7 protein-coding genes are annotated in these 14,931 nt (G+C 65.8%); 3 read left to right on the top strand and 4 right to left on the bottom strand.

Going from position 1 to position 14,931, the window contains the following annotated elements:
- Window positions 1-121: 121 nt before the first annotated feature.
- The gene (locus tag J2R80_RS04305; RefSeq protein ID WP_057020170.1) at window positions 122-1,327 is read right to left on the bottom strand and encodes an ABC transporter substrate-binding protein; all 1,206 of its coding nucleotides are present in this window, start codon (window positions 1,325-1,327) and stop codon (window positions 122-124) included.
- Between the two features lie 158 nt (window positions 1,328-1,485).
- Window positions 1,486-8,979, bottom strand: a complete 7,494-nt coding sequence (locus J2R80_RS43420; protein ID WP_309143747.1) for an Ig-like domain-containing protein — start codon at window positions 8,977-8,979, stop codon at window positions 1,486-1,488.
- 478 nt (window positions 8,980-9,457) lie between these two features.
- Between J2R80_RS43420 and J2R80_RS04325 the strand changes: the two genes are divergently transcribed.
- On the top strand, window positions 9,458-10,204 hold the full coding sequence (locus J2R80_RS04325; protein WP_253638049.1) for a thermonuclease family protein: 747 nt from the start codon (window positions 9,458-9,460) through the stop codon (window positions 10,202-10,204).
- Between the two features lie 71 nt (window positions 10,205-10,275).
- Window positions 10,276-11,769, top strand: a complete 1,494-nt coding sequence (locus J2R80_RS04330; protein ID WP_253638050.1) for a M48 family metalloprotease — start codon at window positions 10,276-10,278, stop codon at window positions 11,767-11,769.
- A gap of 167 nt (window positions 11,770-11,936) precedes the next feature.
- Here the strand turns inward: J2R80_RS04330 and J2R80_RS04335 are convergent, their stop codons facing one another.
- Window positions 11,937-12,338 (bottom strand): cytochrome c family protein, encoded by a 402-nt coding sequence (locus J2R80_RS04335; protein WP_253638051.1) that lies wholly within the window; start codon window positions 12,336-12,338, stop codon window positions 11,937-11,939.
- A 192-nt stretch (window positions 12,339-12,530) separates the two neighbouring features.
- Here J2R80_RS04335 and J2R80_RS04340 point away from each other — a divergent pair, with 192 nt between their 5' ends.
- A complete protein-coding gene (locus tag J2R80_RS04340; protein WP_253638052.1) occupies window positions 12,531-13,340 on the top strand; it encodes a transporter in 810 nt (269 codons plus the stop codon).
- 138 nt (window positions 13,341-13,478) lie between these two features.
- Here J2R80_RS04340 and J2R80_RS04345 read toward each other — a convergent pair whose 3' ends face one another.
- Window positions 13,479-14,768: an MFS transporter gene (locus J2R80_RS04345; RefSeq protein ID WP_253638053.1), complete on the bottom strand. Its 1,290-nt coding sequence runs from the start codon at window positions 14,766-14,768 to the stop codon at window positions 13,479-13,481.
- Window positions 14,769-14,931 lie beyond the last annotated feature (163 nt).

The raw sequence follows: 14,931 nt of genomic DNA on the forward strand, positions 1-14,931 counted from the left end.
CTTTCGTTGTTATTTTGAATCCGTCATTCCGGGATGGTGCGTAAGCACCAGACCCGGAACCTCGAGATCCCGGGTTCGTGCTTCGCACGCCCCGGGATGACTGCGTGACTTCGTCACTTCGTCACTTCTTCACCAGCGGGCAGCGCGACTCCGACAGCGGCTGGAAGGCCTGGTCGCCCGGCACGGTCGCCACCAGCTTGTAGTCGTCCCAGCGGCCCTTCGATTCCGACGGCTTCTTGACCTCGAACAAATACATGTCGTGCACCATACGGCCGTCCTCGCGGATCTTGCCGTTCTTGGTGAACATGTCGTTGATCGGGCTCTCCTTCATCACCTTCATGACGGCGGCCGCATCGGTGGTGCCGGCGGCCTTCACCGCCTTGAGATAGTGCGTCACCGAGGAATAGACCCCGGCCTGTGCCGAGGTCGGCACCCGCTTGGTGCGCTCCATGAAGCGCTTCGTGAAGGCGCGGCTGTCGTCGTTGAGATCCCAGTAGAAGGCTTCCGCCAGCAACAGGCCCTGCGCGGTATCGAGCCCGACGCTGTCGATGTCGGTGACGAAGGCCAATAGCGGCGACAGTTTCTGGCCGCTCTTGGTGAGGCCGAATTCGGCTGCCTGCTTGATCGCGTTGATGGTGTCGCCGCCGGCATTGGCAAGGCCGATCACCTTGGCCTTCGACGCCTGCGCCTGCAGCAGGAAGGACGAGAAATCCGAGGTGTTGATCGGATGCCGCACGCTGCCGAGCACCTTGCCGCCCGACTTCACCACGACGTTGCTGGTGTCCTTTTCCAGGTCCTGACCGAACGCGTAGTCCGCGGTAAGGAAGAACCAGGTATCGAGACCGGATTTCACCGCGGCAAGGCCGGTCACATTGGCCTGCGCGAAGGTGTCGAACACGTAGTGCACGGTATAGGGGCCGCAGGCCTCGTTGGAGAGGCGGATCGAACCCGGACCGTTGAACATGATGATCTTGTTGCGCGCCTTGGCGATTTCGGCAGCGGCGAGCGCGGTCGCGGAGGCCGCGACGTCGAAGATCATCTCGACGCCCTGGTTATCGATCATGTCGCGGGCGATGTTGGCGGAGAGGTCAGCCTTGTTGAGATGGTCGCCGACCACGATCTCGACCTTGCGGCCGAGCACCTCGCCGCCGAAATCCTCCACCGCCATCTTGGCAGCGGTTTCGCTGCCCGAACCGGTGATGTCGGCATAGAGGCTCGACATATCGAGGATGCCGCCGAGCTTCAGCGGAGGCTTGTCCTGCGCCAGCGACGCATTCGCCGAGATCGCAAACGCACAGGCCAACACGCCGGCCAAAACTCGTCTCATTCCAATCCTCCCTTGCAGCGCGGACCTCGTTCCATCAGGTCCGTTTCGAGGGCCGGATCATGCCGCATGGCCTGCACTGCAGCAAGCCGCAGCGGCAGCAATCTGTTTTCCACTAAGCGGAATGAAGCGCCGCGCCGGAGCTTCCGGCGGCGCTGCGATCAGAGATGAAAGTCGGGAACGGTCTGATGGGGCGTTCCCGCCGGCAGGCCGAGGAACAGGTACTGCATGCCATAATGTCCGGCGAATGCCGATGCCGTTGCATCCATGATGATGCGACCGCCCAGATCCAGATGCAATTCCGGCCGGGTAATAGCCCCGAGTGTGTAGGCCGGCACGATGGTCTCGTTGATATGCAGGGCGTCGAAGACGGCGGACACCGCCGAAAGCGAGGCCGCATTACCGGCCAGGTCGACGACATCGGCGCCATCGGCGGCGAAGCCGGTCACCGCCAGCGATCCGGCACGATCCGTCGATGACACGATGTGATCGAATACCAGCTTCGAGGAATCGCCGAGCAGCGCCGTCGCCGCGGCGTCGTAGATTGCGGTGCCGCCATCGTTCAGCGTCAGGCTCGGCGTGCCGCCATTGACATGCACCGCCTCGTTGAAGCCGACCGTCAGTTGCACCAGCGAACCCGGCGCCGCGACGCCGCCGGAGGGCGTCGCCGTGATCCCGGCGAGATGGGGCGCCGTGGTGTCGAGGGTGAACGTCAGGCTCGACGACGCGCTGACATTGCCGGCGGCGTCGACCTCCTGCACCGTGACGGAGTGCATACCATCAGCCGTAAAGACCGGCGCCGCCGTGGAGAAGCCCGAGGCGCCGTCGGCCTTGTAGCGCAGCGTGTCGGCCGCATCGAACTTGGTGTAATCGATCAGCGGATTGCTGGTGATGTGGTCGGCGCTGGAGACGCCGGTGTCGCGGTGCAGCGCCAGCGTCGGCGCCGATGGCGCCTTGGTGTCGCCGGTGAAGCTGACCGCGTTGCTCGCTCCGCCGGCGTTGCCGGCGATGTCGGTGTAGCTCGCCCCGGCAACCGAAAGATCGGCCGACAGATCGTCGGTGACATCGGCGGTGAAGGTCGCGGTGTAGATATCGTGGCCCGCGCCATTGATGCCGACATGGACGAGGCTGCCCAGCAGGCCGCCATGGACCGTGACATCGCCGAGTCCGAAACCTGCGACCGCCTCGGAGAAGGTGAACGTCATCAACGCGGCGTCGCCGGCGTGCAGAAGGGTGTGATCGGCCGCCACCGATACCGTCGGCGGATGCGTGTCGCCAACGATCGTCGCGGTATTGCTCGCCGCGCCGGCATTGCCTGATACGTCGGCATAGCTTGCGGCGGTGACCCGGATCGAGCCCGCCACGACGTCGTTGATATCGGGCGTGAAGGTCGCGGTGTAGACGTCCTGCCCCGACACGTTGAGCCCGACATGGACCAGATTGGTCACCGTGCCGCCGGCGACGACGGTATCGCTGAGCGCAAAGCCCGCGACCTGCTCGGAGAAGGTGAAGGTGACAACCGAAGTCTGGCCCAGCACCGTGCTCGGGCTCGCCGCAACCGACACCGTCGGCGTCCTGGTATCGCCAGTGAAGCTGATGGTGCCGCTCGCCGCACCGGTATTGCCGGCAACATCCGTATAGCTCGCGGCGGTGACTTGCACCGAGCCCGCTTCAGTGTTGCTTTCGTCCGGCGTGAAAATTGCCGTGTAGACGTCCTGGCCCGATGCGTTGACGCCGACATGGAGCAGATTGCCCAACGCCCCGCCATGCACCGTGACGTCACCGAGCGCGAAGCTCGCGATTTGTTCGGAAAAAGTGAACGTCACCAGCGCGGTCTGGCCCGCCAGCAGCGCGTGACGGTCAGCCGCGATCGACACCGTCGGCGCCAGCGTATCGCCGCCGATCGTCGCGGTGTTGCTTGCCGCGCCGGCATTGCCGGCCACATCGCCGTAACCGGACGCATTCACCTTCACCGAGCCGGTCTCGGTGTCGCTGACATCGGGCGTGAAGGTCGCAGTGTAGACGTCCTGCCCAGCGCCGTTGAGCCCGACATGCACGAGATTGCTCAGCGCGCCGCCATGGACGGTGATGTCGCCAAGGGCGAAGCCCGACACCGCCTCCGAAAAGGTGAAAGTCGCGACCGAGAGGTCGCCGGCCAGCACCGTGTCGGGATTGAGCGTGACGGAGACCGTCGGCGCCAGCGTGTCACCGGTGAAGTTGATGGCGTTGCTGGCAACGCCGGCGTTGCCGGCCGTATCGCTATAGCTCGATGCATTGACCTGCACCGAGCCAGCCTCGGCGTTGGTGACGTCGGGCGTGAAGGTCGCGGTGTAGATGTCCTGGCCGGCGCCGTTGACGCCGACATGGACAAGGCTGCCCAACGCGCCGCCGCTGACGCTGATGTCGCCGAGCGCGAAGCCCGCGACGGCCTCGGAGAAGGTGAAGGTCACGACCGCGGTCTGACCGGCGAGCAGCGTACCATGGTCAGCCGAGACCGATACAGTCGGCGCCTTGGTGTCGCCGCTGAAGCTGATCGTGTTGCTCGACGAGCCGGAATTGCCGGCCGTATCGCTATAGCTCGATGCATTGACCTGCACCGAACCTGCCTCGGTGTTGGTCACATCCGGCGTGAAGGTCGCGGTGTAGACGTCGTGGCCGGCGCCATCGATGCCGACATGGGTGAGGTTGCCCAGCGAACCGCCCTGGACCGTGACATCATCCAATCCAAAGCCGCTGACGGCCTCGGAGAAGGTGAACGTGACAACCGCGCTATCGCCGGCAACCAGCGTGGTGTGATCGGCTGCAACCGCCACCGTCGGCGCCTTGGTATCACCGGTGAAGCTGATCGCGCTGCTTGCCGCGCCGGCGTTTCCGGCGCTGTCGGTATAGCTTGACGCGTTGACCTGCACCGAGCCCGCCTCGGCGTTGGTCACGTCGGGTGTGAAGGTTGCCGTGTAGATGTCCTGGTGCGCGGCGTTGACGCCGACATGCACGAGGTTGCTCAGCGCGCCGCCGCTCACCGTCGTGTCCGTCAACGCGAAGCCGGTAACCGCCTCGGAGAAGGTGAAGGTGACGGTCGAGGTCTGCCCGGCCAGCAGCGCGGTCGAGCTCGCCGCAACCGACACGGTCGGCGCGATCGCGTCGATCACGAGATGCAAATCGGTCGCCGCATGGGTCACGTCGGCATCCTGGCCGCCGGGATCCCTGATCGTGCCGCCGTTGAGCGAGAGGCTCTGCACCTGAAGATCGGACGTGCTGTCGCCGTCCTGCACCGTGTAGCTGAACACCAGCGCCTGCGAGCCGCTGCCGCTCAGATAGGTCGCGGCCTTGCCGTCGTTGAGCAGCAGCTCGGGCGCGCCGATCACGCTTACCGTGTTGCTGAAATTGACGGTGATGGTGACGACCTTGCCGGCGTTCAGGATCGTGAGATGATCGGTGGTGTCAGAAGTGACCGAGGCGATGCTCGCCTGTGACCGGATCTCGAGATGCGGAGAGGCCGAGCCGTCGGACGCCAGCATCAGCGAGCCGGCCGAGGCGCCAGCGCCAAAACTCAGGTTCAGCGATGCGAGCGTCGTGCCGCTGCCGCTCTTCACCAGCAACACGCCGTTCGCATAGGACAGCGTCGTCGTGGCATCATAGGCGATGTTGCCGAAGTCGATGGTGTCGCCGCCGGCAAAGCCGGTGATCGACGTGCTGAAGGAGGCGCCGGAGAATGCCGCGGCATCGAGCACGAGTTTTTCGGTACTGCCGTCGGTGAAGGCGATCGCGCCGGTCCCTGCCGCGCCGTTCGCCGCCAGCTCCAGGATGGAGCCCTTGATGACGGTGCCGCCCGAATAGGTGTTGTGCGCGGACAGCACCAACCGGCCGCCGCCGGTCACCTCGACATCACCAGGCGTCGTGCCATCGGAAATGACGCCGCTCTGGGTGACGGTCTCGCCGGCGGCGACGTTGAAGACCGGATCGCCCGCGACGATGATGTTGCGGGTCTGCGTGAAGCCGTCGGTGAAGCTGATACCGGTGCCGTCGCCAAGCTTCAGCACATTGGTCACCGCGCCGAGATTCACGTTGGCGGAGATCGACACCCGGGTGCCGGCGCCGCTGACCGTGGTATTGCCGGTGTAGGTGTTGTTGCCGCCGAGGATGACGGTGCCGCCGCCGCTGATGGCGAGGCCCCCAATGCCCGCATTGGCACCGGTGCCGCCATTGCCGCTCTGGTCCGCGATGTCGTTGGCAACCGTCAGCGTCTGGCCGCTGGCCGGCGTGAAGCTGAGATTGTTGTTGCCCTGGATGAAGATGCCGGAGCCGAAACCCGAGCCGCTGGCCTGGCCGATGCCATTGGTGCCGCCCTTGACGGCGCTGAAGCCGGAATCGTTCGACAGCGAGCCGCCCTTGACGGTCAGCGAGCCGCCTTGCTGAACGAAGATGGTGCCACCAGCGCCGAGGCCGCCACCCCCACCCGCCGTGCCATCACCGCCGCCGAAGCCGCCGAGCCCGCTGACGCCGCCACCGCCGCCGAAGCCGCCACCGCCGCCATAGCCGCCGCCACCACCGAAGCCACCATTGCCGAACGCCCCGCCGCCACCGCCGTAGCCACCATTGCCGCCGTCGATTGCGTTGCCGCCGCCGACGCCACCGCCGGTACCGTGCGCGCGGTTGTTGTTGCCGAAGAAGCCACCCGCGCCGCCGCCGCCGCCATTGGCGCCGCCCGTTCCGCCATACCAGTAAAGCATGGTCCCGCCTCCGAACGGGATCAGGTAGCCGTCGACGCCTTTGCCGCCCCCCGCGGCGCCGGGAACGATGCCAGCGGCCCCGTTCTGAAATGCGGCAGAGTTCGCACCCTGTGCGTGAAGGCCGATGCCGCCACCGCTGCTGTTTCCGCCTTGGCCCCCCATGCCGCCACCACCGCCGAAGCCGTCGATGTTGGCGTTGCTCGCGGTACTGCCGGTTCCGCCATTGCCGCCGATCGCGGCACTGTTGTGAAATACGACATTGTCGATCGTGGCGCTGCCGTTCGCCGAGACGAACAGGGCGCCGCCGAGCCCGGCGCCACCGCCGCCGCCGCCCTGGATGATGCCGCCGCCGGCCGCCACCGTGTTCTGGATGGTCAGGTTCTCGAGATTGACGTTGCCCGCATAGACGAAGAAGCCACGCTGGGCGTTGAGGCCGTCGATCGTGTGCGTGCCGCCGTGGCCGTCGCTGCCGTTGATGGTGACGCTCGATCCGCTCAAGAGATTGAGCGCGTACAGCTCCGACGAGAGGCTGAAGCTGGCGGTGATGTTGATGGTGTAGTTGGCATTCGGCGCGGCGTTCTGGCCGCCGGAATCCATCTGCAGGATGGCCGCATTGAGCTCGGTGACGTTTGAGACATTGAAGACGCGGGTCGACACAAGCTGCACGACCGTGCCGCCATTCGCATCCTGCGAAAGCTGGAAGCGGGCGCCGCCGTCGAGCCCGTTCACCGTCAGCGTATCCGTCACTGTGCCGTTCGAGATCGAGAGCGTGTTGCCGGAAAGACTGACCGTGTTGAGCGAGGTATTCTGGGTGTTGTAGTGCAGCCCGGTCAGGTCGATGGACTGGCCGGGATTGAAGTTGGAGATGCTGTTGGTGAGCGCGTTGCCGGTCAGCGCGGCGTCGTCGATCTTCAGCGTGCCGGGAAGGCCGGTCGTGAAGGAGATGTTGCCGGTGCCGGCTGCGCCGGCCGTCGCAAGCCACACTGTGCCGGAATAGATCGTCGTGCTGCCATAAGTGTTGGCATGGCCGAGCACGAAGGTGCCGCCGCCGTCGATGCCGAGATTGCCGCCGCCACTGATCAGGGCGGTATCGGTGACGGTTGCGCCGTTCGCGATCTTCAGGAGCGAGCTGCCGCCGACCGAAATTGAGTCGTCGAACGTGCCGCCCGTCGTCAGCGAAAGATGCGCGCTGCTCAGGTTGAGCGTCCCGGTCAACCCCGCGAGCTGACCGAGCCCGAGCTGCAACGTGCCGGCGCCCGACAGCGTGAACGTACCGGAGCCGCTGATCGCGCCGGTGTCGGCAATCGTGCCGGACGAGATGTCGAAGGTGCCGCCAGCGGCGGTGACCTGGATGTTGTGGGTGAAGGTGTAGCCGCCGGTCGTGGTCAGCGTGCCGCCGTTGAGGATCAGCGCACCGGCCGAACCGCCAATGTTGTTGTCGGCCGTGATCGAGAGAGTGTTGCCGGCATCGATCTGCGTGCCGCCGACATAGGTGCTCGCACCCGTCAACGTCAGCGTACCGCCGCCGGAGACGACCAGCTTGCCGGTCGTGCCGCTGCCGCTGATGCCACGTTCGTCGGCGATCGTGTCAGCTATCGTGAGCGTCGTCGATATCGTCGGCCCGCCCGCGAAGGGGGAGGAGATGGCGTGCGTCGGCGTGACGATCATCGTGCCCTGGATGAAGATGTCGCCATAGGCGGAGCCGTTACCCGCACCATTGGCGCCGGTGCCGCCGGTCTCGGTCGCATCCATCAAGGTGCCGCCGATGACCGTCAGCGTGCCGCCTTGTTGAACGAAGATGTCGCCGCCGGCGCCAAGGCCGCCGCCACCGCCGCCGGCGAGCGAGCCGCTGCCGGCGCCGAATCCGCCGGTGCCGGGCGTGCCGTTCGAACCGCCGCCTCCGCCGCCGAAACCGCCATTGCCGCCGGTATGCGCGTATCCGCTGCCGTTGCCGGAGCCGCCGCCACCGCCGGCGAAACCACCATTGCCGCCGCCATAAATGCCGCCGCCGCCACCGCCGCCCATGCCGCCGGCGCCGCCGAAGCCGATCAGGGTGCCCGAGGGGCCGCCGCCCACCGAGTTGGCGCCGCCGATGCCGCCGCCGCCGCCACCGACACCGCCGCCACCACCGCCGCCACTCGCGCCACCGCCGGCATGTGCTCCGTAGCCTGAGCCGCCGTAATTGTCGGCGCCCTGTCCGCCGCCCGCCGCACCTTCGATCGTCGCCGGCGTGCCGCCCGCGGTCTGCGCCCCGGTCGAGGGATGCTGGCTGTCGGAGCCCGCCTCGCTGTAACCGCTGCCGCCATTGCCGTGATAGCCGTAATAGTCTTGGCCGCCGAAGCCGCCGCCACCACCACCGCCGCCATTGCCGCTGCCGCCATCGGCACCGATGCCGCCGCCACCGCCGCCGCCGCCGGCCGGATCGACCACGCCGCCATCGCCGCCCTTGGCCGTGTTGCTGCCGAAATTGACGTTGTTCAGCGTGACGTTGGCGTTTTGTCCGACGAACAGGCCGCCGCCGAGGCCCGCGCCGCCGCCGCCACCGCCGACCCCGCCATTGCCGCCGCTCGCAACCGCGTTGACGATCGTGAGGTTCTTGAACGTCACCGTGCCTGATGTGACGACGAAGCCTTGATAGCCGCGCGCATCGATGATGTCGCTATAGTCCTGTCCGCCGAGTTGATTGTTGTAGTCGGAGTTGCCGTCGAAGGTCAGCGTTGAGCCGTTCATCAGATTGATGGCCGGCAGATCGTCCAGCAATTGCAGCGTGCGCGCGCCGGACGAGAGCGAGAAGTTGATGACGTAATCGGTGTTGGCCGCAGCCAGACCACCGCCGACGCTGATCGCCGAGATCGCGTTGTAGAGCTGGAGATAATCGTGCAGCGGATCGCTGGTCGTCAGCGTCAGAACAACGGGATTCGACACAAGGACCTCGGCAATATGCGTGAGCGACCGCAATCGGTCGCCTTTCAAAAAATTGCCGAATAGTTACCTTGCGCCGCAAGTCATTGGCAACAATAACGAATTCTCATTCCGCGCACGGAGTTGCAATCATGAATGGGTAAGGTTGACGCGTGTGAGGGCCGCTCGACGCACGATCGGACGGCAATTTTCGTCACGACAAGGGGTGCTGAAGACGAGTTCGTCCCGCGACAGGCACGCATTGATGTGAAACACCAATTTCGCCTGTGCACGCGATGAGAAGCGCCGCAGAAAAATTGACCACCGAATCAACGATGGCATCCCTCGATGCGATTTCGCTTCGCTTGTGGTGGCTCTGAAGCGATCTTTCCGTCAGACTGTCCTTGTTGGCGACCACGCTCCGAGCGGAGCACGCCGAAGTGACGAGTGCCGCATGACGCCTCCACGCGATAGAGCATGGCGTCGCCGTCCGTGGGCGGTGATGATGACAGCATGCGTCCTCGCGATCGGCGCGTGCAGCGGACGCGCCGAAGCGGCTGGATGCAATTTCGAGATTCAGGGCGAGGGTCGCGTCGCCGCCATCGTCGATGCGCGCAGCCTGCGGCTCGACGACGCCCGTGAGGTCAAGCTCGCCGGTATCGAGGTGACCGACAAGGCGAAGACCATCGCTGCATTGACGGCGCTGCTGGTCGGCCGCGAGGTGACGCTGCGCGGACAGGACGACACGCCGGACCGCTATGGCCGGCAGCCGGCCTACGCATTCCTCGAAGGCAGTGAGAAGCCCGTGCAAAGCGAGTTGCTGCGCCAGGGCCTCGCTGTGGCGTCATCCGAGGTCGCCGACAAGGACTGTGCGGCGGCGCTGATGGCGGCCGAGGCCGAGGCCAGGGCCGCCCGATCGGGAACCTGGGCCGAGGCCACCGTCATAAAAAACGCCGAAAGTTCCGCCGATATTTTGACCGGGATCGGGCGTTTTACAGTGGTCGAGGGCAGGGTTTTGTCCGTGCGTCAGGCGGGCGCGACGACCTACCTGAATTTCGGTCGAAACTGGACTCAGGACTTTGCTGCGACTATTTCAAGGCGCATAGTCCCTGCGTTCGAGGCGGCCGGGCTTGCGCCCAAGTCTCTGGAAAATCGTAAGATTCGTGTACGAGGCTGGGTGGAAGCACGACGTGGGCCGCGAATCGAACTGCTCCGGGTGGGGCAGCTTGAAGTGCTCGGCGGGAACTAGAGGCCCAAGGGACTCAAGAGACCCAGGGCCATGCCCTGGTCTTTTTACGGGACAATTTGTGAGTTTTTGACGTGATTGAGCGCGCAGGACGGCGTGAAGAGGGGACTGGCCGCCGCCTTTTGGCTGCGCCGGCGCTCGTCTGCGCCGCCCTGACGCTGTCGGCCTGCGGCAATGTCGGCCGGTTCGAGCAGGCCGCGCCCACGGCAGCAGCGGCGCCGGTAAAGCCGAACCGCGTGGTACAGCAGACGCCCACGAGCGAACGCGAACATGAGCGCATCCTGTCGTCCTATGGCGGCGCCTACGACGACCCGAAGCTCGAGGCCCTGATCAGCAAGACCGTCGAGCGGCTGGTCGCCGCCTCCGAACGGCCCGACCAGGCCTACAAGGTCACGATCCTCAATTCCGGCGCGGTCAACGCCTTCGCGCTGCCGACCGGCCAGCTCTATGTCACGCGCGGCCTGATTGCGCTCGCCAGCGACACCTCCGAGCTCTCCTCGGTGCTGAGCCACGAGATGGCGCATGTGCTGGCCAAGCACGCGGCGATGCGCGAGGACCAGGCCCGCCAGGCGGCTGTGGTGACGCGCGTCGTCACCGACATGAGCACCGATCCCGATCTCACCGCGCTGGCGCTCGCCAAGACCAAACTGACGATGGCGAGCTTCTCGCGCCAGCAGGAGTTCGAGGCCGACGGCATCGGCGTCGGGATCGCCGCTCGCGCGCATTTCGATCCCTACGGCGCGGCGCGCTTCCTGACCGCGATGGAGCGCAATGCCGCGCTCAAGATCGGCAAGACCGCGCTCGATCCGCGGGCGCAGGACTTCACCTCGTCGCATCCGGCGACGCCCGAGCGCATCAACAACGCGCAGACCACCGCACGGCAATACTCATCGCCCGAGAGCAACGAGCGCGATCGCGAGACCTATCTCGCCGCGATCGACAACGTCGTCTATGGCGAGGATCCCAGCGAAGGGTTCGTGCGCGGCCGCCGCTTCCTGCATCCCAAGCTCGGCTTCACCTTCACCGCGCCCGATAATTTCACGCTCGACAACACCGCGCAGGCGGTGATCGGCGTGCGCGAGGGCGGCAGCCAGGCGATGCGCTTCGACGTGGTGCGGGTCCCGGCCGAGCAGTCGCTCGGCGACTACCTGAATTCGGGCTGGATGGAAGGGGTCGAGAAGTCATCGACCGAGGACCTCAACATCAACGGCTTTCCGGCGGCGTCGGCCACCGCCCATGGCGACCAGTGGCAGTTCAAGGTCTATGCGCTGCGCTTCGGCAGCGACGTCTACCGCTTCATCTTCGCCGCCAAGCAGAAGTCCACCGAGAGCGAGCGTAACGCGCGCGAGACCGTCAATTCGTTCCGCCGCCTGACGCTCGACGAGATCCAGGCCGCGCGCCCGCTGCGCATCAAGGTCATTAACGTGCAGCCCGGCGACACCGTGGAATCGCTGTCGCACCGCATGTCCGGCGTCGATCACCCGGCCGAGCGCTTCCGCGTGCTCAACGGCCTCGACGCCCATGCCCAGGTCAAGCCGCGCGACCGCGTCAAGATCGTGGTGGATTGAGGCCGCGAGGCGTCGTGCTCGCGCCTCACCACCGCTGTCGTCCCGGCGAAGGCCGGGACCCATAACCACCGTCGTTCATTATTGGAAGAAGCTCGGGCCACAGCGCGCTCGAACAACACAACCCTGTGGTTATGGGTCCCGGCCTTCGCCGGACGACAGGCTACATTCTACTTCGCCTTCTCCTTGAGGAAGGCAATGATGTCGGCCCGATCCTTCGGGTCCTGAACCTCGTAGAACATCTTGGTGCCCGGAACCATCGTGTCCGGACCGGTGAGCCATTTGTCGAGATTCTCCTCGGTCCACACGATCTTCGAGTTCTTCAGCGCCGGCGAGTAGTCGTAGCCTGCGACGGAGCCGGCTAGGCGGCCGACGACACCCTTGTGCATCGGGCCGACGTCGTTCTTGTCGATCGAGTGGCAATCGCCGCAGCCCTGGTACAGCATGGCGCCGCGCGCCGCATCTCCCGCGGCACGGGCGCTGTTCAGGGCGAGCAGAATCGCGATGGCCGCCATCGCGGCAATTTTGGCTTGCCGCGGCGCCAGCACGCCTGCGATCGAACGAATGCTCATTCCCGGGGCTCTCCTGTTTGCCACCACAACAGGAGCAGCCATGCCGCGATTCTATTCCCTGGAATGCCGCGCGCTCGCGCGACCGGCGACTGACGAAGATTTTTGAGCCAACCGGGAATTTCCCCGCGCGCCGCCGATCTCTATCGAAAGCTGCCACCTCCGCAGCGGCGCCGGGCTATTGGAGCATCCCCAGTGTTTCAGAATCGGTTCGGCGCCGTCGCTCGACTTGCCGAACTCGGGTGCGTGCTTGCTGCGCTCACACTCGCAGCAGCCACCGCCGCGCGCGCGGACGGCTGTCCCAAGCCGGGCGACGAAATCGCGACCGACCGGCCCGACGTCACCAATTCGAGTATCGTCGTGCCGGTCGGGAGCCTGCAGAACGAGAACGGCATCAACCTGACCGGCCGGAGCAGTGGCCGCAGCATCGACGGCAGCAACAGCCGCTGGCGGCTCGGGATTGCGCCCTGCCTCGAGGTGCTGATCGACCTACCGAGCTATGTCGGCACCGTGAAATCGCCCGGCGCGTCGGGCTTTTCTGACGTCGCGCCTGCCATCAAATGGCAGATCAGTCCGCTGCCGGGGAAGATCGACCTCTCGATCACGGCCGGCGTCGCGCTGCCGACGGGCGCTGCCGAAATCGCCGGTCGCGGCGCGCAGCCCTACATCCAGTTGCCGTGGTCATGGGAGTTGCATGACGGCTGGGGCGTCAGCGGCATGTTCACGGAATTCTTCCGCCCTGCCGAGCTGACCGGCCGGCACATGTCGGAAGCGACCTTCGTGATCGAGAAGAAGCTGACCGAGCGGATCAGTGTGTTCACCGAATATGTCGGCGACTATCCCGACGGTGCGCGGCCGACCCAGCTCATCAACTCCGGCGGCCTGTACCAGATCACGCCGACCCAGCAGGTCGACTTGCATGTCGCGTTCGGACTCAGCCGCAACTCGCCGAACTACATCGTCGGCCTGGGGTACTCGTTCCGCGTCGACGGATTGTTCCGCTAGCCCACCTCCCCTTGAAAAGGGGAGGTCGCTTTGCTCGCCAGAGCAAAGCGGGTGGGGATCTGCTCTCTCCGCTTGCAGCGGAGCCTGTGGCTGACCCCCATCCCAACCTTCCCCCTTTTCAGGGGGAAGGAGAAGAGCTCAACCCTCGGCTTTGCGCAATCCGCTCAGCCACAGCGCGAGCAGCGTCCACACCGCGCCCGACAGCAGGTAGGCGCCGGCCGAGATCAGGCCGAAATGCGTTGCCAGCAGCAGCGCCGCGAGCGGCGCGAAGCCGGCGCCGAACAGCCAGGCGAGATCCGAGGTCAGTGCCGAGGCCGTGTAGCGATAGTTGCGCGCGAAGCTCGAGGCGATTGCGCCCGACGACTGGCCGAACGACAGGCCGAGCAGCACGAAGCCGAGCACCATGTACACCGTTTCGCCGAACGCGCCGGCGTCGAGCAGCTGCGGCGCGAAGCCGCTATACACCGCGATCGCGACCGCAGACCCGAGCAGCAGCGGCTTGCGCCCGACACGGTCGGCGATCATGCCGGAGGCGACGATCGCGGCGACGCCGACCATGGCGCCGATCATCTCGATGATCAGGAAGCGCACCGGGCTTTCCTTGGTGAACAGGAACACCCAGGACAGCGGAAACACCGTGACCATGTGGAACAGCGCAAAGCTCGCCAGCGGCGCGAAGGCGCCGAGCAGGATGTTGCGGCCCTCCTGCGCGATGGTCTCGCCGACCCGCGCCGGCTCGAGATCGCGGCTTTCGAACAGCTCGGAATATTCATCCGTCGCCACCATGCGCAGCCGCGCGAACAGCGCCACCACGTTGATCGCGAAGGCGACGAAGAACGGATAGCGCCAGCCCCAGTCGAAGAAATCATCCGCCGAGAGGTTGCCGGCGAAGAAGGCGAACAGCGCGCTGGCCACGATCAGCCCGAGCGGCGCGCCGAGCTGCGGCACCATCGCGTACCAGCCGCGGCGATGCGCCGGCGAATTCATCGCCAGCAGCGAGGCAAGGCCGTCCCAGGCGCCGCCCCAGGCGATACCCTGCAGCACGCGCGCGGCGGCCAACAGCCAGATCGCCGCGACGCCGATCGTGTCGTAGCCGGGCAGAAACGCGAGCGCCACCGTGGCGGTGCCGAGCAGGAACAGCGCGATGACGAGCTTGGCGCCCTTGCCGTGGCGGCGGTCGACCGCCATGAAGATGACGGTGCCGAGTGGCCGCGCGGCGAAGGCCAGCGCGAAGATGCCGAATGAATAGAGCGTGCCGGTCAGTTCATTGACGAACGGGAACACCAGCTTCGGGAACACGATGACCGAGGCGATCGCATAGACGAAGAAATCGAAGAATTCCGACGTGCGTCCGATGATGACGCCGATGGCGATTTCGCCGGGTTTCGCCTGCCCGTGACCTGATGCGGTCGGGGTGCCGTGAGCCATTGCTGGGGCTTGTGCCATCGCCGGAGAACCGTCCTTTGGAGCACGATCAAACCGGTTTTCCGAACAGACCGTGCTCAAACAAGAAGTGAGGCCACGGGCAGATTGCCACGCGGTCCACCTCACCTTCTGACCCTCAATCCCGCAGTGCAACATTGGACAAATT

It is taken from the genome of Bradyrhizobium sp. USDA 4541 (assembly GCF_024171085.1).
GTDB classification, from domain to species: domain Bacteria; phylum Pseudomonadota; class Alphaproteobacteria; order Rhizobiales; family Xanthobacteraceae; genus Bradyrhizobium; species Bradyrhizobium australafricanum.

Coding starts and splice junctions, on each gene's coding strand:
- J2R80_RS04325 (WP_253638049.1), top strand. CDS start 9,458: ATGATGACAGCATGCGTCCTCGCGATCGGCGCGTGCAGCGGACGCGCC.
- J2R80_RS04305 (WP_057020170.1), bottom strand. CDS start 1,327: ATGAGACGAGTTTTGGCCGGCGTGTTGGCCTGTGCGTTTGCGATCTCG.
- J2R80_RS04345 (WP_253638053.1), bottom strand. CDS start 14,768: ATGGCTCACGGCACCCCGACCGCATCAGGTCACGGGCAGGCGAAACCC.
- J2R80_RS04335 (WP_253638051.1), bottom strand. CDS start 12,338: ATGAGCATTCGTTCGATCGCAGGCGTGCTGGCGCCGCGGCAAGCCAAA.